Source organism: Alteromonas sp. ASW11-130, assembly GCF_026183735.1.
GTDB lineage: Bacteria > Pseudomonadota > Gammaproteobacteria > Enterobacterales > Alteromonadaceae > Alteromonas.
In genome coordinates this window covers 1-21,643 of the sequence record NZ_JAPFRE010000036.1, presented here as the reverse complement: position 1 = coordinate 21,643, position 21,643 = coordinate 1, and the positions used below count along the sequence as shown (strand labels likewise).

The 21,643-nt window shown below is 44.5% G+C and carries 19 protein-coding genes and 1 pseudogene; 16 read left to right on the top strand and 4 right to left on the bottom strand.

The window, feature by feature from the left end; all coding sequences use genetic code 11:
- Positions 1-140: 140 nt before the first annotated feature.
- From OPS28_RS12990 to OPS28_RS12945, 10 genes are all read left to right on the top strand, one after another.
- Positions 141-1,682 (top strand): choice-of-anchor Q domain-containing protein, encoded by a 1,542-nt coding sequence (locus tag OPS28_RS12990; protein WP_265609899.1) that lies wholly within the window; start codon positions 141-143, stop codon positions 1,680-1,682.
- 497 nt (positions 1,683-2,179) lie between these two features.
- On the top strand, positions 2,180-3,013 hold the full coding sequence (locus tag OPS28_RS12985) for a hypothetical protein (protein WP_265609898.1): 834 nt from the start codon (positions 2,180-2,182) through the stop codon (positions 3,011-3,013).
- A 4-nt stretch (positions 3,014-3,017) separates the two neighbouring features.
- On the top strand, positions 3,018-3,722 hold the full coding sequence (locus tag OPS28_RS12980) for a phage tail protein (protein WP_265609897.1): 705 nt from the start codon (positions 3,018-3,020) through the stop codon (positions 3,720-3,722).
- The gene (locus tag OPS28_RS12975; protein WP_265609896.1) at positions 3,680-4,672 is read left to right on the top strand and encodes a tetratricopeptide repeat protein; all 993 of its coding nucleotides are present in this window, start codon (positions 3,680-3,682) and stop codon (positions 4,670-4,672) included. Before OPS28_RS12980 ends, OPS28_RS12975 begins: the two co-directional genes overlap by 43 nt.
- Positions 4,673-5,611: 939 nt before the next feature.
- Positions 5,612-6,040 (top strand): YeeE/YedE family protein, encoded by a 429-nt coding sequence (locus tag OPS28_RS12970; RefSeq protein WP_265609895.1) that lies wholly within the window; start codon positions 5,612-5,614, stop codon positions 6,038-6,040.
- A gap of 20 nt (positions 6,041-6,060) precedes the next feature.
- A complete protein-coding gene (locus OPS28_RS12965; protein ID WP_265609894.1) occupies positions 6,061-6,492 on the top strand; it encodes a DUF6691 family protein in 432 nt (143 codons plus the stop codon).
- A gap of 36 nt (positions 6,493-6,528) precedes the next feature.
- On the top strand, positions 6,529-7,890 hold the full coding sequence (locus tag OPS28_RS12960) for an MBL fold metallo-hydrolase (protein WP_265609893.1): 1,362 nt from the start codon (positions 6,529-6,531) through the stop codon (positions 7,888-7,890).
- A gap of 403 nt (positions 7,891-8,293) precedes the next feature.
- Complete coding sequence (locus tag OPS28_RS12955) at positions 8,294-9,079, top strand: sulfite exporter TauE/SafE family protein (protein WP_265609892.1); 786 nt, start codon at positions 8,294-8,296, stop codon at positions 9,077-9,079.
- A gap of 12 nt (positions 9,080-9,091) precedes the next feature.
- Positions 9,092-9,952 (top strand): MBL fold metallo-hydrolase, encoded by an 861-nt coding sequence (locus tag OPS28_RS12950; protein WP_265609891.1) that lies wholly within the window; start codon positions 9,092-9,094, stop codon positions 9,950-9,952.
- A gap of 8 nt (positions 9,953-9,960) precedes the next feature.
- Complete coding sequence (locus OPS28_RS12945; protein WP_265609890.1) at positions 9,961-10,308, top strand: TIGR01244 family sulfur transferase; 348 nt, start codon at positions 9,961-9,963, stop codon at positions 10,306-10,308.
- Between the two features lie 166 nt (positions 10,309-10,474).
- On the opposite strand, the gene OPS28_RS12940 is transcribed toward OPS28_RS12945, so the two are convergent.
- Positions 10,475-11,809 (bottom strand): histidine kinase dimerization/phospho-acceptor domain-containing protein, encoded by a 1,335-nt coding sequence (locus tag OPS28_RS12940; protein ID WP_265609889.1) that lies wholly within the window; start codon positions 11,807-11,809, stop codon positions 10,475-10,477.
- On the bottom strand, positions 11,806-12,477 hold the full coding sequence (locus OPS28_RS12935; RefSeq protein WP_265609888.1) for a response regulator transcription factor: 672 nt from the start codon (positions 12,475-12,477) through the stop codon (positions 11,806-11,808). The genes OPS28_RS12940 and OPS28_RS12935 overlap by 4 nt, the downstream gene beginning before the upstream one ends.
- A 111-nt stretch (positions 12,478-12,588) precedes the next feature.
- Here OPS28_RS12935 and OPS28_RS12930 point away from each other — a divergent pair, with 111 nt between their 5' ends.
- From OPS28_RS12930 to OPS28_RS12920, 3 genes are all read left to right on the top strand, one after another.
- Positions 12,589-13,416: a TlpA disulfide reductase family protein gene (locus tag OPS28_RS12930; RefSeq protein WP_265609887.1), complete on the top strand. Its 828-nt coding sequence runs from the start codon at positions 12,589-12,591 to the stop codon at positions 13,414-13,416.
- A 13-nt stretch (positions 13,417-13,429) separates the two neighbouring features.
- The gene (dsbG, locus tag OPS28_RS12925) at positions 13,430-14,185 is read left to right on the top strand and encodes a thiol:disulfide interchange protein DsbG (RefSeq protein ID WP_265609886.1); all 756 of its coding nucleotides are present in this window, start codon (positions 13,430-13,432) and stop codon (positions 14,183-14,185) included.
- Positions 14,186-14,676: 491 nt separating this feature from the next.
- Entirely contained in the window at positions 14,677-15,159 is a 483-nt protein-coding gene (locus OPS28_RS12920) for a YcxB family protein (RefSeq protein WP_265609885.1), read from the top strand.
- On the opposite strand, the gene OPS28_RS17185 is transcribed toward OPS28_RS12920, so the two are convergent.
- Positions 15,149-15,397, bottom strand: a complete 249-nt coding sequence (locus tag OPS28_RS17185; RefSeq protein ID WP_442863998.1) for a PEP-CTERM sorting domain-containing protein — start codon at positions 15,395-15,397, stop codon at positions 15,149-15,151. The two genes, OPS28_RS12920 and OPS28_RS17185, sit on opposite strands and share 11 nt — an antisense overlap.
- Positions 15,398-15,590: 193 nt before the next feature.
- On the opposite strand from OPS28_RS17185, the pseudogene OPS28_RS12915 reads away from it, so the two are divergent.
- Positions 15,591-15,815, top strand: a pseudogene (locus OPS28_RS12915) (transposase); the annotation flags it as partial.
- A 101-nt stretch (positions 15,816-15,916) separates the two neighbouring features.
- Positions 15,917-16,873, top strand: a complete 957-nt coding sequence (locus OPS28_RS12910) for a transposase (protein ID WP_265609884.1) — start codon at positions 15,917-15,919, stop codon at positions 16,871-16,873.
- Between the two features lie 381 nt (positions 16,874-17,254).
- Here OPS28_RS12910 and OPS28_RS12905 read toward each other — a convergent pair whose 3' ends face one another.
- The gene (locus OPS28_RS12905) at positions 17,255-18,952 is read right to left on the bottom strand and encodes a protein adenylyltransferase SelO (protein WP_265609883.1); all 1,698 of its coding nucleotides are present in this window, start codon (positions 18,950-18,952) and stop codon (positions 17,255-17,257) included.
- A 978-nt stretch (positions 18,953-19,930) separates the two neighbouring features.
- Here OPS28_RS12905 and OPS28_RS12900 point away from each other — a divergent pair.
- Complete coding sequence (locus OPS28_RS12900; protein ID WP_265609882.1) at positions 19,931-21,553, top strand: HD domain-containing phosphohydrolase; 1,623 nt, start codon at positions 19,931-19,933, stop codon at positions 21,551-21,553.
- The last annotated feature ends 90 nt before the right edge of the window (positions 21,554-21,643 follow it).

The following is a 21,643-nucleotide window of genomic DNA, read 5'->3' as shown; positions in this document are numbered from 1 at the left end:
AACAAACCTCTCCAATTTCGAAGAACGAAGAACAATGTAAAGCAACAAAGCGTGTCGCTTGATGCATCGGGTCACTATTGGGGTCGGTGTTATAATGCCATTAGTCTTTCCATAATTTTTAGTTTAAAACGCAGAACGTTGTGGGTAGAGAATATCGGCAAACCCATTTGCAGGGAATGCTATTGCCGACTATTCTTCGGGTTAATTACGCCAAGGAGGTAGCAGGGATGGCCCGGGAACAATACTTCAATTATTTATTTGTGCTGTCTGTATCGTTATCAGTGACTGGATGTACAACAATTGATCAAAGCCTTGAGGGGTTGGAGACGCTTTGCGCGCAATCGTCATTAAAGGTTACCACCGACAGGGTTTACGGCACGAGACACGATTTATGTGAACCTGAAACAGGGGACTGCACGAGTCTGGCGCAAGCACTCACTACCGCAACGCTTTGCGAGAGTGATCAACCTGTCCTCTTACTCGCGAATGCAACGTATCTAATGGATCGTCCTATGCCAATGCACCCAAGCATTCGGCGTCGACAAGTTAATTCTGAGAACGAATTTGGTGCCACCGGTCTTCCGGTAGTGGCAAACAATATAATTATTGAAGGTAACGGTGCGAGTATACGACGAGAAGTGGACGAATCCCCTGAGCTTGGCGCCCTCGCGAACCCTTTTAGATTCTTTCATGTCATGGATGGAGGCTTTTTAAGTATTCGTGATCTTACTTTAGAGAATGGGCTTTTTTATAAGGTTATTCCTAGCGCGGGTGAGGATATAAGGCAGTTAGGGGGAGGAGCTATTTTTAATCAAGGCACCTTGCGCTTATTCAATACCCACTTTGTAGGTAATAGCACGCGTCGCCCACCTTCTCACCATCCAGAACCAGGCTTACAATACGTTACTTTTCGGGGAGCTGCTTTGTTTAATCTAGGTGATCTGCGAATGGTCGGAGGGAGAATAGATAAAAGCTTTGCTGCGGGGCCGTTGCGTTCCGGGGTATGGAATGAAAGGTTAGCCACGTTTGATTATGTATTATTTGAAGGTAGTGTATCTCCTTACGCAATTATAGTTAATGCTGGCGGCGAGATGCGGATTACACGAAGTAGTGTTCACGCAACTAATTTGATAGATAATTATTCGGGTGACCTTGACATATCGCAGAGTCAAAGTGATGGGTTTGTTACTGGGGCCGGTGGCTCAGTAACCATTACAAATTCAACGCTTGGGGGGGCAGGACACGAAGGAGTCATTTGCGGCCCTGCTGATTCGTCTGGCTCGCCAACACTGTATATGGAAAACGTTACCATTGCTCGCGCTCGAGTAAGCCCGCGCTTCCCTGAGAGCACAGGATTTGGCCTAGTAGTTAGAGCAACTTGCAGCGCAGAGGTGAAAAACAGCGTCATAGCGGAAAATGGAAGACAAGATTGTGTTGTGTATGCCGGCGGGTCGCTAATTTCTTCAGGCGTCAACATGGACTCGGACAACAGCTGCACTGGTTTCATTACAGTATCTCCTCGCATTGGCGAGCTTCGTGACAATGGAGGCCCCACACGAACCTATATGCCCCTGTCTGGAAGCCCGCTCATTGATGCTGGTGGAACCTCATGCCCGCCAATTGATCAAAGAGGTTTTCCCAGAGATGATGGCGCTTGCGATGTGGGAGCAACAGAACGATGATGGCAGTATAACGAAAGCTACCCAGTGCTGGTATCCAAAACGCGCTTACCCTAAGCGCGCGTAATCGCTATGACCTATCATTCTTACGCGGATGTTAATAGTACCTGTTCAGTAAATGGTGATAAAAAGAGATAGACCATACTTATGCATCAATAGCAATGAAAACGAGCTTTATAGTACAACGCATTGTCAACAAACTTTACACGAGAAAATTGGGCATAAGGAACACATATTTTTAACGTGTATTTCGCCGCCGACTTATTGATACGCCTTTGCTCAGCCACAAAATACGGGACAGCCTCAAGCGAAGACTATGTGCAGGCGATTCGCTGTTCTCCCTCTCAGGTTGGTTAAAAATTGTCCGGTATTTTTACAGTATATTTAGAATACTGTCATTGGCGCTTTATAACCCACTGATTAATAATCTGAATTTTATAATGGTTCGAATAATGCTTAGATTTGCTCGAAAAATAAACAGCTCAGCTAAGGAACAAACAATGAAACCATGGTTGTCACGCAAGCTCCCTTTGCCTTTCATAGGGCTACTCACCTTTTTTACCGCTAACGCGATATCAGCACCCATACCAACGGATCTTACGATTGATGGCACCGTTGCATTTAATACCTCACTATCTTTACCTGCCTCGGGAAGCGCCACTCAAGGCGGGGATATGACAGCCTACATCGGAGGAGTCAATACAATTAGTGTTGTAGATAATGTTACAGTTACCGGAGATAACCCTCTAGGGGGCGTATTTGTCGATTTTGACGATGGCGTTGAAATAAACGCTGGCGGTTCCGGCGATGCAAATTCAGCGGTAGGAGATTTAATTTTTGATATTGCATTCGATTTGACAAATTCATCGCTTACCAGTGACTATCAAATTTTCTTTGAAGTGGAATACTTTAATTTTGTTAACGCTGATGGTACAGACGCCTATATTGATGCGGAAATTAACTTATTCGATAATGGTTTAAACGAGTTTTTCGCATCTGATCTTACGTCAGATACTGTCTTCGGCGACAGTGTAAATGGAACGGATCTGCCTACAAGTGGTGATTCTCAATTAGATGCGGGAATCTTTGAGTTTGACATTACGCTGACAGCGGGTACATCAGACTTTTTTACCGGCTTAGTAAAAATTGACGGTGAAGATTTTGGGGGGGACGGTTCCTTCTTCGGGAACGCTGAAGTGTGGATTACGGTGGTTGATGCGGTAGAGCTTAACGCAGATGTTCCCGAACCTTCTGTATTCACTATTTTATTAAGTGGGTTGTTACTATTGTCATTCCGCCACCGTTTAACTTCATTCACTAACGCCAAGGACTAATCTCATGCGAACTTCAATTAAAATGATGTTATGTGGCTTATTCGCTACTGTAACCAGCACGCTTTTCTCCGGCGTGGCAATGGCGTGTAGTTCATCACCCTATGTTGGCGGCATGTGTTTGTTTGCAGGAAATTTTGCCATAAGAGACTGGGCCAGGGCGGAAGGACAACTACTCCCAATTGATGATAACACAGCATTGTTTTCGCTTGTAGGAACCACCTATGGGGGAGATGGTCGTACAACTTTCGGATTGCCAGATTTAAGAGGGAGAACGCCGATTGGTGTGGGGAGTGGTCCAGGATTGAATAATATTACTTGGGGCCAGAAAGGGGGGCAAGAGGCCATAACGTTAACCCTATCCAATCTGCCGTCTCACACTCATGGCGCAACTACGACAGTTGCTATCGAGAACGATACCAGCACGAGTAATGCCGTGTTAAAAGCGCTCGCGGCACCCGCAGACACCAATGACCCTACAGGCAACGTACTTGCCGATAGTCCAGCGCGTGAAAATATTTATAACACGGGTTTACCTACCGTGGATATGAGTCCCAACGCCATTGTTCTGGATGTGCAGGTTACATCCACTGCTACTGCAACCACTACCGTCACAAATACAGGCGGAAGTTCTGAATTTAATATTCGTAATCCCTATTTGGGCATGACATGGCTGATTGCGTTGACTGGCGTGTACCCTTCTCGTTCTTAATGAAGATGTGGAATAAATACAGCCTCGTAATGGGGCTGCTTTCTATAATTATATACTTTCAGCGCCCTGTTTTTGCCTCCGATTGGGAGCAAACGCTGGAGCCTGCATTGGCGCATATGGGAGCAGGGGCTTTCGATAAAGCATTACCATTACTCGAAGAACAGGCTAACAATGGAAACGGATTGGCACAGTTCAACCTAGCGCTATTTTTTAAATTGGGTTGGGTCGGGGAGCCTGATCATAACAAAGCTTGCGTATGGTTTGAAAAAGCGGCACACAATGATATACCGGTCGCGCAATATGAATATGCGCAATGTTTAAGTAATAATGAGAGTAAAGTTAAGGTAGCCATCAAGTGGTATAAACGCGCTTATGAGAGGCAGGTGATTAATGCCGGTTGTGAAGCTGGACAGCTGTTAATTAAGCACAGCACGGATGAAGCCGAATTGAGGCAAGGTGTTACGTTATGCATCGAGGCTGCGGAAAGAGGGAGTATTGAAGCTGCTTTAAAGGTAGCGGGTTGGTACCAGAATGGAAAATATTTACAACAAAATTATACCAGCGCAATGCGGTATTATACGTTGGCAGCCCCCGATAAACAGCCACTAGCCGCTTTCGAGCTAGGTAAACTTTTGGATGCTGGGTTGGGAGTTCAGGCAGATAGTCGTCAAGCCGCGTATTGGTACGAAGTGGCAGCAAGTCAAGGGTATGCAGCTGCCTATTTACCGGTCGCCGCGTTGTATTGGAAGTTAGCCCAAGAAGCCCAGACTAATCAGCCGCATCTTTTAGCCAAAGCATATCTTTGGGGAAGCACCGCAAAACGCCAACGTTTATCCGCTACGCCTGAGGTTGTCGAACAGTTACACGAACGTATAAGCGCAACTGTGCCCGATACGTGGAAAGAAAATTTAGATAAAAAGATTCTAGATCACATTCGACGTTTCCATTAGCTTTTTACTTAGCCAAAGATTCTATCCTGTGTTTTTGGTAAGTCGCGGGTTGCCAGCTTCCCTGTAGCTGATTATCATCGGCGTTACTCAAATCAATCCAGCTCGCGTTATCAGCGCAAAATAGATACACGACTTTATTAGCACCATCGTTGTACCAGTCAGCATCGTCAACATCAGCAATCTAAGACGAACTTATTGCGGTCGTTTCTAGTGTATTTCGTTTAGGAGCAGCTGTTACTACGCCCACATTATTCACCACAAATTTGCCAATGCTAAACGATAACTTAGTAGAGCGGATAACCCAAACACGCGTTCTTCAATTCGATACTCTACAAAGCTGCTGCTGTTCTACACTGGGTCGTTCAAAGAGAAGCTAACATTATCAAGCGTGAATATAACCGAAACATCTTCACCTATAAATACACTGGGTGCCTAATCTTTTAAACCTGCAAACGTTGTGGACCAGGTCATTTCGACTATTCATAATGACGCTTACTAGGTTTTTCCAGGCGCGGATTACTCGACGATTGGATTGCACCGACTTCACCCAGTTTGGCTCCCCATTCTTTCCAGCATCCGCCAATAAACGGCGAAAAAGCATCTCCCGCGGCTCAGGTACATAAAATTGTAGATGCGAGTAAAGCGATAGTGGGCTGGCGGGTTGGTAGTATTTCATCGCATACCGAATGCCCGAGCAAACCAATAAATCGTAGGAGCGTAGGTTGATTAAGTAGAATTTCAAAACTACGATTTAACCAACATCAAGGAGATACCTTTGCGAAGTAGGAACGTATATTAAATTAAGTTAATATATGTAGGCGAGTGATCTTATAGCGGTTCTAAAGCATTTATTAGTACTGTCAGATAGGATTCTTACGATTATAAAAACAAAAACGGGAATATTCTCGTAGGTTTTACAAAATGATTTGGGAGAGAAAAATGGAAAACTGGACTACCACCCCTTTTGACCCTTGGGCGGGCTTAACGGGGGGCATATTTATAGGTTTAGCAGTGGTTCTGTTGCTACTCACTCTTGGGCGTATCGCAGGCATATCGGGTATCTCTGCTGGTGCGATGATGAAACGCGGTTTTGAGCAACATTGGCGTTTAGCGTTTTTAGCAGGAATAATTTTATCTGCAATACTGTACATACTGTTTGCGGGAGGTTTTCCGGTGCAAACCCAAGTTGGCTCAGGCTGGATGATAATCGCAGGCTTGATGGTGGGGTTCGGCACGCGACTGGGTAGCGGTTGTACTTCAGGCCACGGCGTCGCTGGAATTTCTCGCTTATCCCGGCGTTCGGTGGTAGCGACTTTGATTTTTATGGGCGCCGCGGTGATCACCACTAATCTTATAAGACACCTTTAAAACTTACTGAGGAAAAATTAATGAAAGCACTTGTCGCCTCATTGTTTTGTGGGCTTTTATTTGGTCTAGGTTTGATTATATCGGGAATGAGTAATCCGGCTCGCGTATTGAACTTTCTCGATTGGAGCGCTAATTGGGATCCCACTCTGGCTTTTGTCATGGGAGGAGCTATTGCTATTGCAGGCCCCGGTATCTATTGGGTTCGTAAGCAAGGAAGTCCGCTTTTTTCAGATAAATTCGACATCCCCACAACCACTAAAATTGATGTAAAGCTCATTTTGGGAGCCACGATTTTTGGCATAGGTTGGGGCATTGGGGGGTTTTGTCCAGGACCGGGCGTGGTTGCCGTGGCTACACTACAATCAGATGTAATTTTATTTGTCGTTGCGATGCTTGCGGGCATGCTGGCGCAACACTGGTGGAAGTTAAAGACGTCTAACTCTGACGACTAAAGCTTATTCCGTTAAACAGCATAGGAGACAAAAACGATGGAACTCAAGCGTATTGAAACACCTGGAATCGCGCACTATGCATGGCTACTATCCGAAGGGGGCGAAGCCATGCTCGTCGATCCAGCTCGTCATGTGCAAAACTATATTGAGGCAGCGCGTTCATTAGGCACGCGGATAACCCATATTGTCGAAACCCATCGTCAGGAAGACTTCGTAATGGGGTCGGCGTGGTTAGCTAAGCGAACTGGCGCAAAAGTGTATAATGGTAATTTTGAAACCTTCGGGCATGGCGACGTGCGACTCGAAGATGGCGATACTTTTCGGGTAGGCAAACTACTTATCCGAGCCCTCCATACCCCTGGCCACACCCCTGAAAGTATGTGCTATGCAGTATATGAAGACGAAGACGCTGAAACGGCTTGGGCGATTTTTACTGGCGACACACTGTTTTTCGGCGATACGGGCCGCTCTGATCTTCCAGATGAAGACAAATCAGTAGAAAACGCAGGTAAAATTTATGACTCGGTGCATGAAAAGCTGGCAGGTCTTGGCGATACCGCGTTAGTTTTACCTGCGCACGGCCCAGGATCAGTATGCGGCAGTGGAATGGCCGAGCGATCATGGTCTACATTAGGTGATGAGAAAACCTACAATGATGTATTTACCCTTTCCCGTGATGAATTTGCACAGAAAAAAGGAGGAGAACGCATTCCTCGACCACCCTATTTCCGCAATATGGAAAAAGTCAATTTGGAAGGCGGCTTGCCTCCCACGATAAGAGATGGCGATGTGGCTCTGCATACAGTCGAAGATTTTGCCAAGGCGAGCGAGGGTGAACGAATTTACGACACACGCTTACCTGAAGGGTTCGCAGGCGGGCACATTCCCGATAGTTATAGTATTTGGAAAGGCGGGTTACCGGTTTTCGGGGGGTGGCTGGCCGAATCAGACAGTCCCATTTACCTGGTTACAGATCGGGATGAGGACGTTGACCCCGCAGCGCGTCATTTAAGCAATATCGGGCTGGATAACGTTCGTGGTGCGCTGGCTGGTGGTTTTGAAGCATGGCGTGATGCCGGACAAGAGTGGCAAGCCAGCGGGACTATTTCTCCGCGCGAGCTAAAAGAGATGCAAAACCCGCAAGTTTTAGATGTACGGGAAATTGATGAGTTCGAAAGCGGACACATTCCTGATGCTAAACATTGCTACGTAGGCTATCTGGAAGATAAGCTAGACGAGCTTTCTTTTGATAAAGACCAACCGGTAATTGTAACCTGTGGGGTCGGTCACCGCGCTGGAGTCGGCGTAAGTATTTTGCTTAAGGCAGGCTTTAGGGATGTACGTAATTTACTAGGGGGTATGAAAGCTTGGAAAGCACTGGATTTTCCAACTGAATAATCCTATTTTGCCTGCTATCTGTGAAGACAAACTCGGTAACCGTCGGGTAGATAATTGTCTATTTAACAGATTGCAGGCGACTGGATAAGGAGGTCCCGTTACCTCCATAATCCATCCCTATGGTAGCCTTTTGGAATTATGTGTTTGTAATACCCTAGAAGCGGGCCGAAGCGGGGAGGCGATACGTAGTTGAATTTTATTGCATGTTGTCGCCAATATTCCGCCGGATTTCTTTCATTACCCCCTTCATATTTTAAAAACTCCTTTATGGCCACTTTTTGACGGTGAGACTTTGTTCATCGTTTCCTTGGATGGATATCCCTAAATTAATTAATAACCAAGTAGCCTTGAGTTATTCCAAAATGGTATATATTATTCCTTATATTAACAGGAGGGGTGTTTTGTGGAATATCTTGGTTTTATAGCCGCTATTGTGATGGGGATGGTATTAGGCGCAATCGGTGGCGGTGGTTCAATTCTTACTGTTCCCATTTTAGTTTATTTTTTTGGCCAGGACGCCTCGACAGCAACAGGTTACTCTCTTCTAATAGTGGGCCTTACTGCCACTTATGGCGCAATAAACTACTATCGAAAGGGGTTAATTGAAGTTAAGGCCGCTTTAACTTTTGCTGTGCCATCAATAATAGCGGTTTATCTTACCCGTGCTTATTTGATGCCAGCTATCCCCGAGGTCATCTTCTCTACGCCATTCGTGCTTGAAAAAGATGTGCTGATAATGGTGAGTTTCGCGTTTTTAATGATGCTATCCGCTTATATGATGCTGACTAAAAATACGTCGCAGTCAAAGCAAACAAAAGGAAACCACAACCCGCTCTATATTGTAGTAGAGGGCGCGGTAGTGGGTGTGGCCACCGGCATGCTTGGGGCTGGCGGGGGCTTTTTGATCATACCCGCACTGGTATTGTTAATGGGTATGGAAATGAAAAAAGCCGTTGGCGCTTCGTTACTTATCATTTCCTTGAAGTCTTTAATCGGGTTTACGGGCGACCTTCAGGCGGGCGTTTCCGTAGATTGGTTACTAATCGGTAAGCTAATTATTTTTACAATTTTCGGCATGTGGTTCGGAACGCGAATGGCAAGCAAAATAGACGGTAATAAGCTGCAAAAAGGCTTTGGCGTTTTCACCTTGTTCATCGCTATTTTTATATTGGTAAAAGAGTTAATTTAAAGAAGAGGATTTATGAAAGTAAAAACGTTTTTCGATAATTCAAGCTCCACTTTTACGTATATCGTCATTGATGAAGCCACCAAAAAATGTGCCGTTATCGATTCGGTATTAGACTATGACCATTCGTCAGGACAGGTGAAAACTGATAGTGCAAACCAAGTTATTAACTATGTAAAAGATAATAATCTGTCTAACGAATGGATATTAGAAACTCATATTCACGCTGACCATATAACGGCGTCTAAATATTTACAGACCCATATCGGCGGGAAAACTGCAATTGGGGCGCGCATCAAAGAGGTACTAAAAATTTGGGTACCCATGTTTGACGATACTAACGTTACTCCAATTACGGGTGAACAGTTTGATACCTTATTGAATGAAGGCGATACGATCTCCATCGGTAATATCACGCTGGTCACCTGGTTCACCCCAGGCCACACACCCGCTTGTGCGAGTTATTATTGTGAAGAATTCGATGCAATTTTTGTAGGCGATACCATTTTTTCTCCTAGCATTGGAACCGCTCGTGCTGATTTCCCAGGTGGCTCTGCAACCAGTTTATTTAATTCTATTCAGCGCATCTACACTTTGCCAGATAAGACGACTATTTACCTTTGTCATGACTATCCGGCCGAGGGCAACGAGCCGTTGTCAGCTGTTTCGGTAGGTGAACAAAAAAAGACAAATGTACAAATTCGCCCCGACACTACGCTTGAAGAGTTTGTGGAAAAGCGTAAGGCCAGAGATGCCAGCTTATCAGTGCCTAAATTATTGTTTCCTTCGCTACAAACAAATCTTCGGCTTGGTGACTTCGGCGTAAAATCTGAGTCGGGCTTGCAATACATTAAAATTCCAATCAATGCATTGTGAGGTGACTTGTGAAGCTTAAGAAATTAAGTCCAGATGTGGCAGTATCGCCACAAATCTCTGTCAACGATATCGCCGCCATTAAGAAGCTAGGCTACCGAGTTATCGTGTGTAATCGGCCTGATAATGAAGGCGAGGGGCAAACTAACTTTCAAGAGATAAACAACGCAGCTTGTGCAGTAAACCTTAGCGCAATTTATCAACCAGTGGTCCCCGGAAAAATAGGCCTTAATGATGTTGCGACGTTTAAATCAATACTACGTGAGGCCACAGGCCCTGTCTTAGCTTATTGTCGAACGGGCAATCGAAGTGAAACGTTATGGTCGCAAGCTACGTCCGATGGCAATTTGGCTATATAAATTGAGTGGCTTACTTCCAGCCAAGTAAGCCTCACCGATACTATTGTTGAGTAAAAGACAATCACTGTTTGATACGTTTCATAGGCGTTGTCTTAAAATTTAGTTGTTTATAAACGGCCGTAAGCAGAGCAACTTTATGTATCTTGGCGATCGGTGTGAACGCTTATTACATTGAAGGCGAAGGCGTTTTATCAACAGGAAATAGGATACATACGCTTAACACGTTCTTATTTTCATAAGAGATATCAATTGTTCCGTCTAGTGCGTCTACTAACGCTTTCACTATAGCTAACCCGAGCCCCGTGCCTCGTGCAGAACAAGCTCTCCAAAACCGTTGCGTCATTTTCTCAAGTGTATCATCTGAAACAGTGGCGTAATTTGAAACTTTTATAAAGAACCCATGCGTCTTTTCCTGAATATCTAAAGAAATAGAGGAATCGGTTTCACCGTGCTGAAGCGCGTTTTCTACTAAATTTTTAATAATGATATTAAATGCGAAAGCTGGGATGTGGTTGATTTTCTGTTTGGTATCTACATGCACATCAATTTTGTCACTGCCCACACCTAGCTCCTGCAACACATTGGTTAATTCGTTGTTTACATTCCAGCTTTCAATATTTTGAGAAGCGTATTTGTGGTCTATTCTGGCAAGTAACAGCAAGTTTTCTACTAGGCTCTGAAGGCGAATTGCACTATACAAACTTTGTTTGATCGCATTCTCACGAACCTCGCCATCTGTTACTTTTGCCACTTGCAACTGACTTATTATACCCGTCAACGGTGTTCTTAATTCGTGTGCTGCATTGTCTGTAAAGGATTTTTCGCGTTCGATGACGCTTTCAAGTTTTTTGAAAAGTGTATTTTGACTGTCGATCAGGGGGGTTAATTCGACCAGTTTATGTTTAAGTTGAATAGGCTTTAAATCGTGCGGCGACCTGTCGCTTACCGCCTTTCTAAGCAGTTGAAGCGGTCGAAGTTCCCTGCCTAATGCAAACCAAATGATTATAAAGGATACGAGAATGGCAACGAGAGTGGGTAATGCATTTACCAACACAATTTCGATAAAGATTGAGTGGCGTTCAGATAGCCGTTCAGCGATCGAGATCGCATGGAATTGGGTGTTTAACGTGTAAACACGCCATCTTGTTTCGTCTATAACCACAGAGTCAAAACCAGACGGCAGCAAAGATGTTAATTTCAGCTCATCAGGGTGACTGTTAGCAATAATCTCACCGTTTAACGAGCTGATTTTACAGGCAAGGCCTTTAGTCGATCCGCTATCATTGAAGGGAGTGCCCGCCTTCAGCCCAAAGGTAGTGTTGGGCTGCTCGCTAGACAGAACTAAGTTATTGACCATTCTTGCCGTTGCGAGCAAGCGGTTATCCATAGTCTGGTTAATTTCGTCTTTCAGTTGAGTAATAGAGAAGTAACTGGCAATTAACCACAGTAAAGTAAAAACAGGCGCAATGATTGACAGAAGCTTTACACGAAGGCTCATCATTTTGATTCTTCAAGTGAAGCAAGCCGAAAACCCAGACCCCGTTCTGTTACAATAATATTTTTACCTACCTTTTTTCTTAAATTGAACAAATGAACGTTAAGCGCATTGCTGCTAACGTCTTCATTAATACCATACAAACAGTCTTTCAATTGGCTCTCATCTAGAATACGATTTGGATTGGATAGGAATGCGACAAGAAGTTTTAGTTCTGAAGCAGATAAAGCCAGGCGCTTGTTGCCTATTGTGGCAAGCTTGCTTTTTGCGTCATATTTTAGTTCACCATGTTGCAAGTAACTATTTTGCTGGTGAGTAAATCTCCTGTAGACACTGTTAATTCTTGCCATTAACTCTTCAAAATCGAAGGGTTTGGTTATGTAGTCATCAGCACCATCATTTAACGCTTTTACTTTATCCTCAATAGCATCTTTTGCGGTTAACAAAACTATCGGAAGCGCCAGGTTTTTCTTCTTCACAACTTTTATTAATTCCAGTCCGCTTCCGTCGGGCAAAGCGATGTCCAATAGGCAAATGTCGAACGCGCAGGTAGTCACATAATGTTTGGCTTCACTTAACGTGCTGGCATGTGTAACCTGCATAATCGCGTTTCCCAGATAAACGCATATTGCATCAGCAATAACAGGATCGTCTTCGACAAGTAGTATATTCATAAGCGCTTGCGGTGCTCGGAATTAATTTATTTGTAAGATACCTATTCAATATTAATTTTAAATTAATCTGGGTCAGTTAGATTATTCACAGAATCCACCCAAGAGGCATGAGTGTTGACCAGCATATCGTTAGGCCCATTTGCGTTAATGACCAGTACAGCTTTGCTATTTGCCAGTATATTGCTGTTTTGGTTCTTAGTCAGTTTTTTTACCAAATCGAGTGAATACCAAAAGATTGCGACTGACACGGTGTTTTTTTGTTTGGTCTCGGGCTTTGTGGTCGCCCGGGTAACCTTTGTTATAACAATGTGGGAAATCTATCAAAAAGACTGGATCGCCGCATTCGATATCAGAGACGGTGGTTTCAATCATTATCTAGGTTGGTTCACTGGAATTATGTTGCTGGTTTTTAAAACCCGTCGTCAGCACAAGGTAGCATCTGTTTATTTCAAATCAGCTGTGATTACCGGGTTAGTTATTTTTCCCCTTTTCGTTGTAAACACGTTAATGAAACAACAAATTGCCTTTAATGATATAGAGGTTGCAAATGCTAAAGGTGAATCCCAGTCATTGAGCCTACAGACTGGAAAACCGTTAATCATAAATTTCTGGGCCTCGTGGTGTCCTCCTTGTCGTCGAGAAATGCCCATTCTGGAAAGTGCCCAGCAACAATACAAAAACGTAACGTTTATTTTTGTCAATCAAGGGGAAGCGCCCACGCAAGCACATCAATTTCTCGAGGTGAATAGCATTGAGCTGGACAACGCGTACTTCGACTTTACAGGCAAAACCGCCAAGGAGCTCGGAGCCTATGGTCTTCCCACCACATTGTTTTTTAACTCAGAAGGCAAACTTATAGACAGCCATATGGGCGAGCTTTCAGAGGCAAGTTTGCAGCACTATATGCAGCCCCTTATTGATGACAGTAATCAGATTTAGCAGAGGAAAGTTAATGTTAAAACGAGCGTTTCTATTTTTAGTTTTTTCACATTCAATTCTTGCCGCTGACGGCAAATTACCACAACCACTTCAACTTATAGAGAAGCAGGGAGGGGAAGTGGTGGATTCATTTGACGCACCCTCCGGTATGACAGGTTATATCGTGGACTTCAGGGGCAATGCGCTCACGGTTTATCTTTCTAAAAATAAACACTATTTATTTACCGGGAAAATGCTCGATTCAACAGGACGCGATATGGGCAAAGAAGCGCTCGAGGGATACATCAGCGGCCCACAGAGCGAGAAAAAATGGCAGACCTTGTTATCCTCAAACTGGGTCCTTGATGGTAGTGAAGACGCTGAAAAGGTGATCTATACCTTCACTGATCCTAACTGTCCTTATTGCAAACGATTCTGGGAGGACGCAAGGCCTTGGGTTGAATCCGGTAAGGTGCAAATTAGGCATATACTGGTGGGTATACTAAAAGCGGATAGTTATGGAAAATCAGCAGCTATTTTAAGTGCGAAAGACCCAGCTGAAGCATTACACCAGCATGAAGCGAGTAGTAGCAGACCAATTCGCCCACTGGAATCACCGTCTGAGAAGGTTCGTACACAGCTAAAAGAAAACCATCTTTTGATGCAGTCACTAGGCGTTAGCGCTACCCCCGCCATTTATTACAAAGATAAAACTAACGCAGTACAGCTTCATATGGGGCTTCCTCCCACATCGCAACTAGAACAAATATTGGGCTCGAAGGGAGACTAACTCGAATTCGGATAGTGCGGCTCGCTGTACGCTAGCGAGATACGCTTGGTGCACTCGTATTGTTACTGTGAAGTTTAACGATAAAAGTTATAACCAGCAGCTGAATACTTCGGTTGATCTGATTTCTAAACATATAGACGAATCATTTGGCAGCGTACTGATGGAATCGTGGATTAATAACGAAAATTTAAACCTACCCACTGGATTAAGAGGGGAAGTGCAAATTAGACTTACTTAGTAGTATTTGCGTATTTCTAAGCTTTGTAAATAGTGCGTGATGCTGAATTTCGACGGAAACTAATTATGAAATAATGCAATATATTAAACCAAATTATGGGACCCTCTCGCCTCGCCATTAGATAAATGACTGTTCTGTTCGAATTTCATCGAAATTTCATGCCACCTGAGTATGCGAGCAATTCTAAATTGATTTATGATGCGCATCTCTTGTCGCGCTTACATGCGCTTATTTAAATAACTTCGGTTTTAACATGCCAACACCCTTTAGCTACACGACCAAATACAAGTTAGACCGCAGCCACTTTGCTGAAACCTTCGACGAGTCTTTCGTTGAACAAAATTTTATGCAGCGTTATTTCAAAGCTATCGTATTGCTTTTGATAGGCGCAGCTATGCTTTTATTTACGGAAATCACTGCCTATCTCAGCTGGTTTTTTGTCGCGCTAGGCGCGCTGGAAGCGGTGAGCGTACGGTTCAGAAGACCCTGGTGGTTGACCCGTCAAATGATGAGTAGAGCAGCGAATAGCGAATTGTCCCTGACTATTGATGAAGAAGGTTTGAAAACCACTTCTGCTTACGTTGAATACGTTATTCACTGGCCGGACGTAACTCGTATCGACTCAACCACAAAAGGGTTTGTAATACATCACCAAAAAGGACGCACTTATCTGTCGAACCGTTGCCTGTCAGCCGCAGCACAACAGTTTATATCGAATTTGGCGGTTACGCAGTAGTGCTATCATATTTCAGGCATAGGAAAGCGACAACCGTTGGTTCTATTTCTTTAATAAAAGAAGATCGTACCAGAGGGTGGACGCTTAATAAGGAATGAGACAGGCGCTTTACTACCTTAATTTTTACAGGGGGGCTCATTAAATGGGTTCTCCTTCTAATGGAAGAAAATACGTAAAGAAAGCTTGCTATCATGAGTAGATGTGTAGAGGGTTCAGGTACGAAATGCCCATTAAGAATTGTTCCTCTGCCAGTCCATTAACCGGCGGGCTTAACAGTTCCCAGACACCAACAGTTCCCAACAGTTCCCACAGTTCCCAGACACCCACATTCCACAGTTCCCAGACACCCACATTCTAACCAAAGGTACAGTATCAAGTTAAAATGCTTTGATGCAAAGTTTTAGCATGTACCAACTAATGTGTAATTCCACATGCCAAGGCCTCGTAAAGCGCTAATCTCATTGTCTGAGACACCTTACTACCATTGCGTTTCCCGCTGTGTGCGCAGGGCGTTTTTATGTGGTAAAGACAAATTTACGGGACAAAGCTATGAGCATCGCCGCCAGTGGGTAGAAGACCGATTGCTGAGTCTGGCAGCAGTATTCGCAATAGATGTGTGCGCCTTTGCAGTGATGAGTAATCACACTCACGTTGTACCACAGTTCCCAGACACCCACATTCTAACCAAAGGTACAGTATCAAGTTAAAATGCTTTGATGCAAAGTTTTAGCATGTACCAACTAATGTGTAATTCCACATGCCAAGGCCTCGTAAAGCGCTAATCTCATTGTCTGAGACACCTTACTACCATTGCGTTTCCCGCTGTGTGCGCAGGGCGTTTTTATGTGGTAAAGACAAATTTACCGGACAAAGCTATGAGCATCGCCGCCAGTGGGTAGAAGACCGATTGCTGAGTCTGGCAGCAGTATTCGCAATAGATGTGTGCGCCTTTGCAGTGATGAGTAATCACACTCACGTTGTACTGCATGTAAATAAAGCCGAAGCATTGGCTTGGTCAACTACAGAGGTACTGATACGTTGGCATAGATTACATCAAGGTACGGTATTGACTCGTCGATTTGTTAATGAAGCAGAAAGAGCTGCAATGTCTAACATTGAGCTGAATGCAGTTGAGAAAACAGCAGAAGTTTATCGCGAGCGCCTGCACGATATCAGTTGGTTTATGCGTTCATTGAATGAGCATATAGCGCGGCAAGCCAACAAAGAGGATAAATGCACAGGTCGCTTCTGGGAAGGGCGCTTTAAGTCACAGGCCCTTCTAGACGAAACCTCGCTGGCTGCGTGCATGGCCTACGTGGATTTAAATCCCGTTCGCGCCCACATGGCTAGCACCCCTGAACATTCAAACCATACCAGTATTCAAAAGCGAATCAACGCGGTTAAAAATAACCGCCAGCCCTCCACTCTCTATCCCTTTGCTGGAAACCCAAGCAACAACTTACTTACAGGGTTGCCCTTCAGGCTGGAAGACTACATTCAACTTGTAGAGGAAACGGGGCGGAACTTGCATCCGAAAAAGCGAGGCACGATTATTAGTAATCAGTCGATTCTCGAACGCGCTGGCATAAACTCAGCCGACTGGAGCTGGCTGGTTTCCAGCATTGAAACTGAATTTTCTAACACACTTTGCGTATCGACAATTAAACGAAAGTTGTATAAACGAGATTTTCGAAAAACGGTTAATCTCGGCTAGCTGCTTGAATGTTTCAAAACCTCTAACCATCAATTTAACGCTTTTCAGTGTGAGCACCTGTACCTGAAAAACACCTTTGTAATCCAATCATTCTAAGTATTATTCAAAATGATAAAATCATCACGCACTTAGCGAATAGATTAACAAAATTACCATCGCCTGAGTGCGAAGAATGTATTGGAGATAGCCTACCTTTGGTTTGGTGGGTGTCTTATTTCGATTTTATTTCGATTATTTCGATAAGCTCAGTGAGTACATTGGGGTCGAGATAAGGCAGCGTAAGGAATAGAAGGTGTAGACGGACTATTGTTCCTTTTTCAAACGCGTTGAGCCGCTAGAAATACTTGCAGCTACGGTTCAAGCTAGTCAATCACAGCCGCATTAAGATGAACAACTGTAATGTGAAATCCCCCCAGCATGCATAAACTCATCGGGCCTAAGACGATAATACTTATCTTCAATATCCGAAGACTGCTCATCATACGGACGTGTTAGTACCTGTTGTAGTTCATTAATCAGTGAGGCATCACCTTGCGCAGCTTGCTGGTAGGCAGGCACAATTAACCATTCACGCCACGTGTATTTCGGGTTAACTTGTTTCATTTGTGCTGACACAAATTCAACATCAGCATAGTCCAACGCCTTGCTGCGCCAGGTTGCTAACCACCTATTCCAGTCATTGGAAAGCGGTTCGTCTACTGGCTTATAAAAGCTTTGACTGATGTCGGCGACGCTTTCGGGTATGGAAGATAACTCACGGAAGAACATAGTGTAATCCACCTGCGTTCGCACCATCAGCTGTAGTAATGACACCAATAGCTCACTATCGTAGGTGTCCATTCCAAGTTTCGCAGCCCACATCACATTGACCTCGGCTTCCACTTGTTGTGGAAAGTTGTTGAGGATTGTTTCAAGCGCACTAAGCTGGTCGGGCTCATCGGCCAACAGCGGTGCCAACGCGCGGCAAAACATTTCATAATTTTTAAACGCCGCAGCAGGTTGATTGAAAAACGAAAAATGCTGGCCGCCCCCAGTCCAGGGCTGAAACGCCGGATCAAACTTTTCGCAAAAGCCAAATGGACCGTAATCCAGCGTGAAGCCTCCAGCTGCGCAATTATCACTGTTAAAGTTACCCTGACAATAGCCCACACGGAGCCAGTCAGCTGTCAGCGAAGTCAGTCGCTGACAAAAAGCTTCAGCTAGTTGAAGGATCTGATTGGCAAAAGGTTGTGTGGTATCTACGTCGTTGGGATATTCGCGTTTAATCAGGTGCTGTACAATTGCTGTTAGCTCCGGCATTGCTTCATCGTGCTCGTCACTGCGAGCGCGCCGTCCAAATAACTCCAGTTGTCCCACCCGTAAAAAAGATGATGCAACCCGCGTAGTGATGGCCACCGGATTGGCCATCATAACTTCAGGATTTTCAGACGTTGACCCCTCCAGGTACCAAGGGCGGTCAACCGTATCAGTCTGCGACATAATCAAGCTGAGTGAACGCGATGTGGGCACACCTAGTGCGTGCATATGTTCTTGTGCCAAAAACTCTCTGACACTAGAACGCAAAACCGCCCGGCCATCAGCACCACGACAATACGGCGTGCGACCGCCGCCTTTCAATTGCATTTCCCAGCGTTTGCGATTAGCGACAAGTTCAACCACAGACATAGCCCTGCCATCGCCATATCCGTTGCCCGTCTGGAACGGACATTGCTGTATATACTCAGTGCCGTAAATTGACAGCGCATAGCCAGTCGCCCACCCAACTTTTTTCATCGGTTCGGGCACCCATGACATATCCCCAGAAAACATCTGAATAAATTCATCGGTATGCGCCAGCTCATCGGCAAACCCTAGTTCTTCGAACAGCGTTTTACTGTGTGCAAGGTACACCGGATTATTCAGCGGTGTCGTCTTAATCGGCACATAATGACCAGAGAATACTTGCCTGGGGTTATAGTCCTCTCCAGTGGGTGTGGACTGCGGATCACAAGACAATGAACTGAGCAAAGAGTAGTCTGTGAGTTTGGCAAAATCGACAAGATTGGTTACCTTGGGTGACTTCATTAATGTGTCAGTCATGATTGTCGTAACAGCAAAGCGGTAAATTACTCAACCATAATAAAAAGTACATTTGCTATCAATCTTTCCTGTCAAATATCACACATTATTTAATCTATGCGCGAGCGCTAAAGCTAATATTGTTAGCCGCAAATGCAATTGAATTAGGTAAGCGGAAGTAAATAGAATAAAAAATTTATAAATTAATAACTTAATGAGGCCGCATCGTTCTGCCTCCCACTACGGCTAGTATATTTGTACTAGTTGTAATATTTGACAACCTCAAACTATTCACTACATATCTTGTTGATTTAAGGTCATTTGTGGGTACGAAGTGAAGCTTTGCTAATTCTTTGCATTACTTAGATGCCTTGCCTGGCGAAAAACCCTATAAAATGTTTTGTTTTTCTTTTTTAATTAGATTATTGACAACAATCCTAAGTGAGCTCGTTTATTGCACAACCTTTATGCGACGACAGGCGTGGGCAAGTATTAAATCATCACAAAATGAATTGGCTTCATTCAATAGGAATACTGGACGGCTGTGATTTGGTTAGTCGTGAAGAGACTCACTGGAAATTAAGAAACGAATGCCTGAAACAGCGTTGGGTCAGAGTAATGGGCGAGACAAGATTTGAAGTAGGCCTTCGAGAGCATTTCAATAACAATCGTCCCCATAGTTTATTCAATTATAAAGCTATAACGTGTCTAGTGCGCTAGGTTACTACCAAAAACAAATGCCCCCTTTTTTACTTCCTCAAGACTTTCTCATTTCCTTGGGTGAAAGGCGCGACACGAATTTAGTACGGCGACTTCCTTACCTTAATAAAGCATTCGCCGAGCAGTAATTGTCAAATTTGCACCAGCAAAAAATGCTCAATTTAAAAATCTGTGTTATTTTTCTTACGCGCATCAGTAGCGCGCCACCACACTGCCTATACTGCTTCGTAATTAGGACAGTGTTGCTAAACATCTACGTAAATAGGAGTTCGATGAGTAATGGCGGACATCCAAGTTCCATTTAATGAAGATACTGCACTTGACCACTTGGTTAATATTTGTATTCGCATCAGCTCTGAGTCTAATTCGCACAAACTGCTAGAAGAAATTCTTATCAACAGTATTAAAGTGGCGAGTGCCGATGCCGGTAGTATTTATTCGGTAACCCCTGAAAAAAATTTGCGCTTTGACACCGTTATCAACAAAACGCTAGGTCTACATATGGGCGGCAGCTCGGGAGAAGAAGTCAGCTTTCCTGAAATCCCTATCTACAAAGGTGGTAAACCCAATAAGAAGGCAGTGGTAGCCGATGCTGTGGTGACGGGCAACGTAATAAACATTCGTAATGTCTACGACGAGCTACCATATGACATGAGTGCCGCGCGCAAAATGGATGAGCACACGGGTTACCACACCCAGTCGATGCTAACCATTCCTCTTAAAGATCACACTGGTGACATTATCGGTGTATTGCAGTTGATCAATGCTCAGGAAGATGGTTGCAACGTCCCCTTTACTCGTCCGATTGAAAAGCTGGTACGCTCATTTGCCTCGTTAGGCGCAATTGCTTTAACCAACAAATCACTGGTTTTGGAAATGGAAGCGTTATTTGAGTCGTTTGCCAGAACTATCGCCAAAGCCATCGATGAAAAATCACCACATACGGGCGGACATTGCAAGCGGGTGCCTGAATTGACCCTGATGATAGCCGATGCGGTGCACGAGGCTGATACTGGGCCTTTGGCCGACTTTAAGCTCACTGGTAATGAACGTCACCAATTGATGGTCGCTGGCTGGCTCCACGATTGTGGCAAAGTGGCGACGCCTGAACGAGTGATTGAAAAAGCCACTAAGTTACACACCATCTTCGACCGTATTGCCTATGTCGATGCCAAACTGGAAATTGTCAGTCGCGACATTGATTTAGACATAATGCAGCGCAAATTGGCGATGGTGCAAAACGATGATCTCTCGGCGCTAGCAGCCCTTGAACAGGAGCGCGCCCAACGCCATGCAGAGCTCAATAACGAGCGCGAGATCATCAAAGCCTCAAACATGGGGAGTGAGTATCTGTCAGACGAGGCTGTGGATGTAATCAAAACCGTGGCTAGCAAATATAAAATTAGCGTGAATAATCGCGTACAAGCGGTACTCAGTGATGACGAAGTGAAAAATTTGTGCGTGCGCGCGGGCACGCTAACCTTCGAAGAGCGAGAAATTATTAAGCGGCATATGGAAGTGACAATGGACATTCTAGATTCTTTGCCTTTTCCAAAGCACCTTGATCAAGTAAGTGAATATGCCCTATGTCATCATGAAACACTGGATGGCAAAGGATATCCACGCGGTCTGACTAAAGCTGAAATGTCAGTGCCAGCAAGGGTGATGGCAGTAGCAGATATCTTCGAAGCGCTATCGGCCTCAGACCGCCCATACAAAAAAGCCAAGCCTGTTAGTGAATGTCTGTTTATCATGGGGAAGATGGTCGAAAGTAAAAAAATCGACCCTGATATTTTCCGTATTTTTGTCGAGGCCAAAGTCTACGAAGACTATATTCGCCAGCACGCAGACCCATCACAATTAGATGAAATCGACTTTAGCGCCATACCCGGCCTGAACTAGAGTAAAGAGTAAAGGGGTCAGAGTCTGAGGTATCCCCACAAATAATTACGGTAAATCAGTGAGATAAAAAATAAGGGAACATTCATGACG

What these genes read in the sequence shown, in the direction of transcription:
- OPS28_RS12985 (WP_265609898.1), top strand. Translation starts at nt 2,180, where the DNA reads ATGAAACCATGGTTGTCACGCAAGCTCCCTTTGCCTTTCATAGGGCTA.
- OPS28_RS12980 (WP_265609897.1), top strand. Translation starts at nt 3,018, where the DNA reads ATGCGAACTTCAATTAAAATGATGTTATGTGGCTTATTCGCTACTGTA.
- OPS28_RS12975 (WP_265609896.1), top strand. Translation starts at nt 3,680, where the DNA reads ATGGCTGATTGCGTTGACTGGCGTGTACCCTTCTCGTTCTTAATGAAG.
- OPS28_RS12970 (WP_265609895.1), top strand. Translation starts at nt 5,612, where the DNA reads ATGGAAAACTGGACTACCACCCCTTTTGACCCTTGGGCGGGCTTAACG.
- OPS28_RS12965 (WP_265609894.1), top strand. Translation starts at nt 6,061, where the DNA reads ATGAAAGCACTTGTCGCCTCATTGTTTTGTGGGCTTTTATTTGGTCTA.
- OPS28_RS12960 (WP_265609893.1), top strand. Translation starts at nt 6,529, where the DNA reads ATGGAACTCAAGCGTATTGAAACACCTGGAATCGCGCACTATGCATGG.
- OPS28_RS12950 (WP_265609891.1), top strand. Translation starts at nt 9,092, where the DNA reads ATGAAAGTAAAAACGTTTTTCGATAATTCAAGCTCCACTTTTACGTAT.
- OPS28_RS12940 (WP_265609889.1), bottom strand. Translation starts at nt 11,809, where the DNA reads ATGATGAGCCTTCGTGTAAAGCTTCTGTCAATCATTGCGCCTGTTTTT.
- OPS28_RS12935 (WP_265609888.1), bottom strand. Translation starts at nt 12,477, where the DNA reads ATGAATATACTACTTGTCGAAGACGATCCTGTTATTGCTGATGCAATA.
- dsbG (WP_265609886.1), top strand. Translation starts at nt 13,430, where the DNA reads ATGTTAAAACGAGCGTTTCTATTTTTAGTTTTTTCACATTCAATTCTT.
- OPS28_RS12920 (WP_265609885.1), top strand. Translation starts at nt 14,677, where the DNA reads ATGCCAACACCCTTTAGCTACACGACCAAATACAAGTTAGACCGCAGC.
- OPS28_RS12910 (WP_265609884.1), top strand. Translation starts at nt 15,917, where the DNA reads ATGCCAAGGCCTCGTAAAGCGCTAATCTCATTGTCTGAGACACCTTAC.
- OPS28_RS12905 (WP_265609883.1), bottom strand. Translation starts at nt 18,952, where the DNA reads ATGACTGACACATTAATGAAGTCACCCAAGGTAACCAATCTTGTCGAT.
- OPS28_RS12900 (WP_265609882.1), top strand. Translation starts at nt 19,931, where the DNA reads ATGGCGGACATCCAAGTTCCATTTAATGAAGATACTGCACTTGACCAC.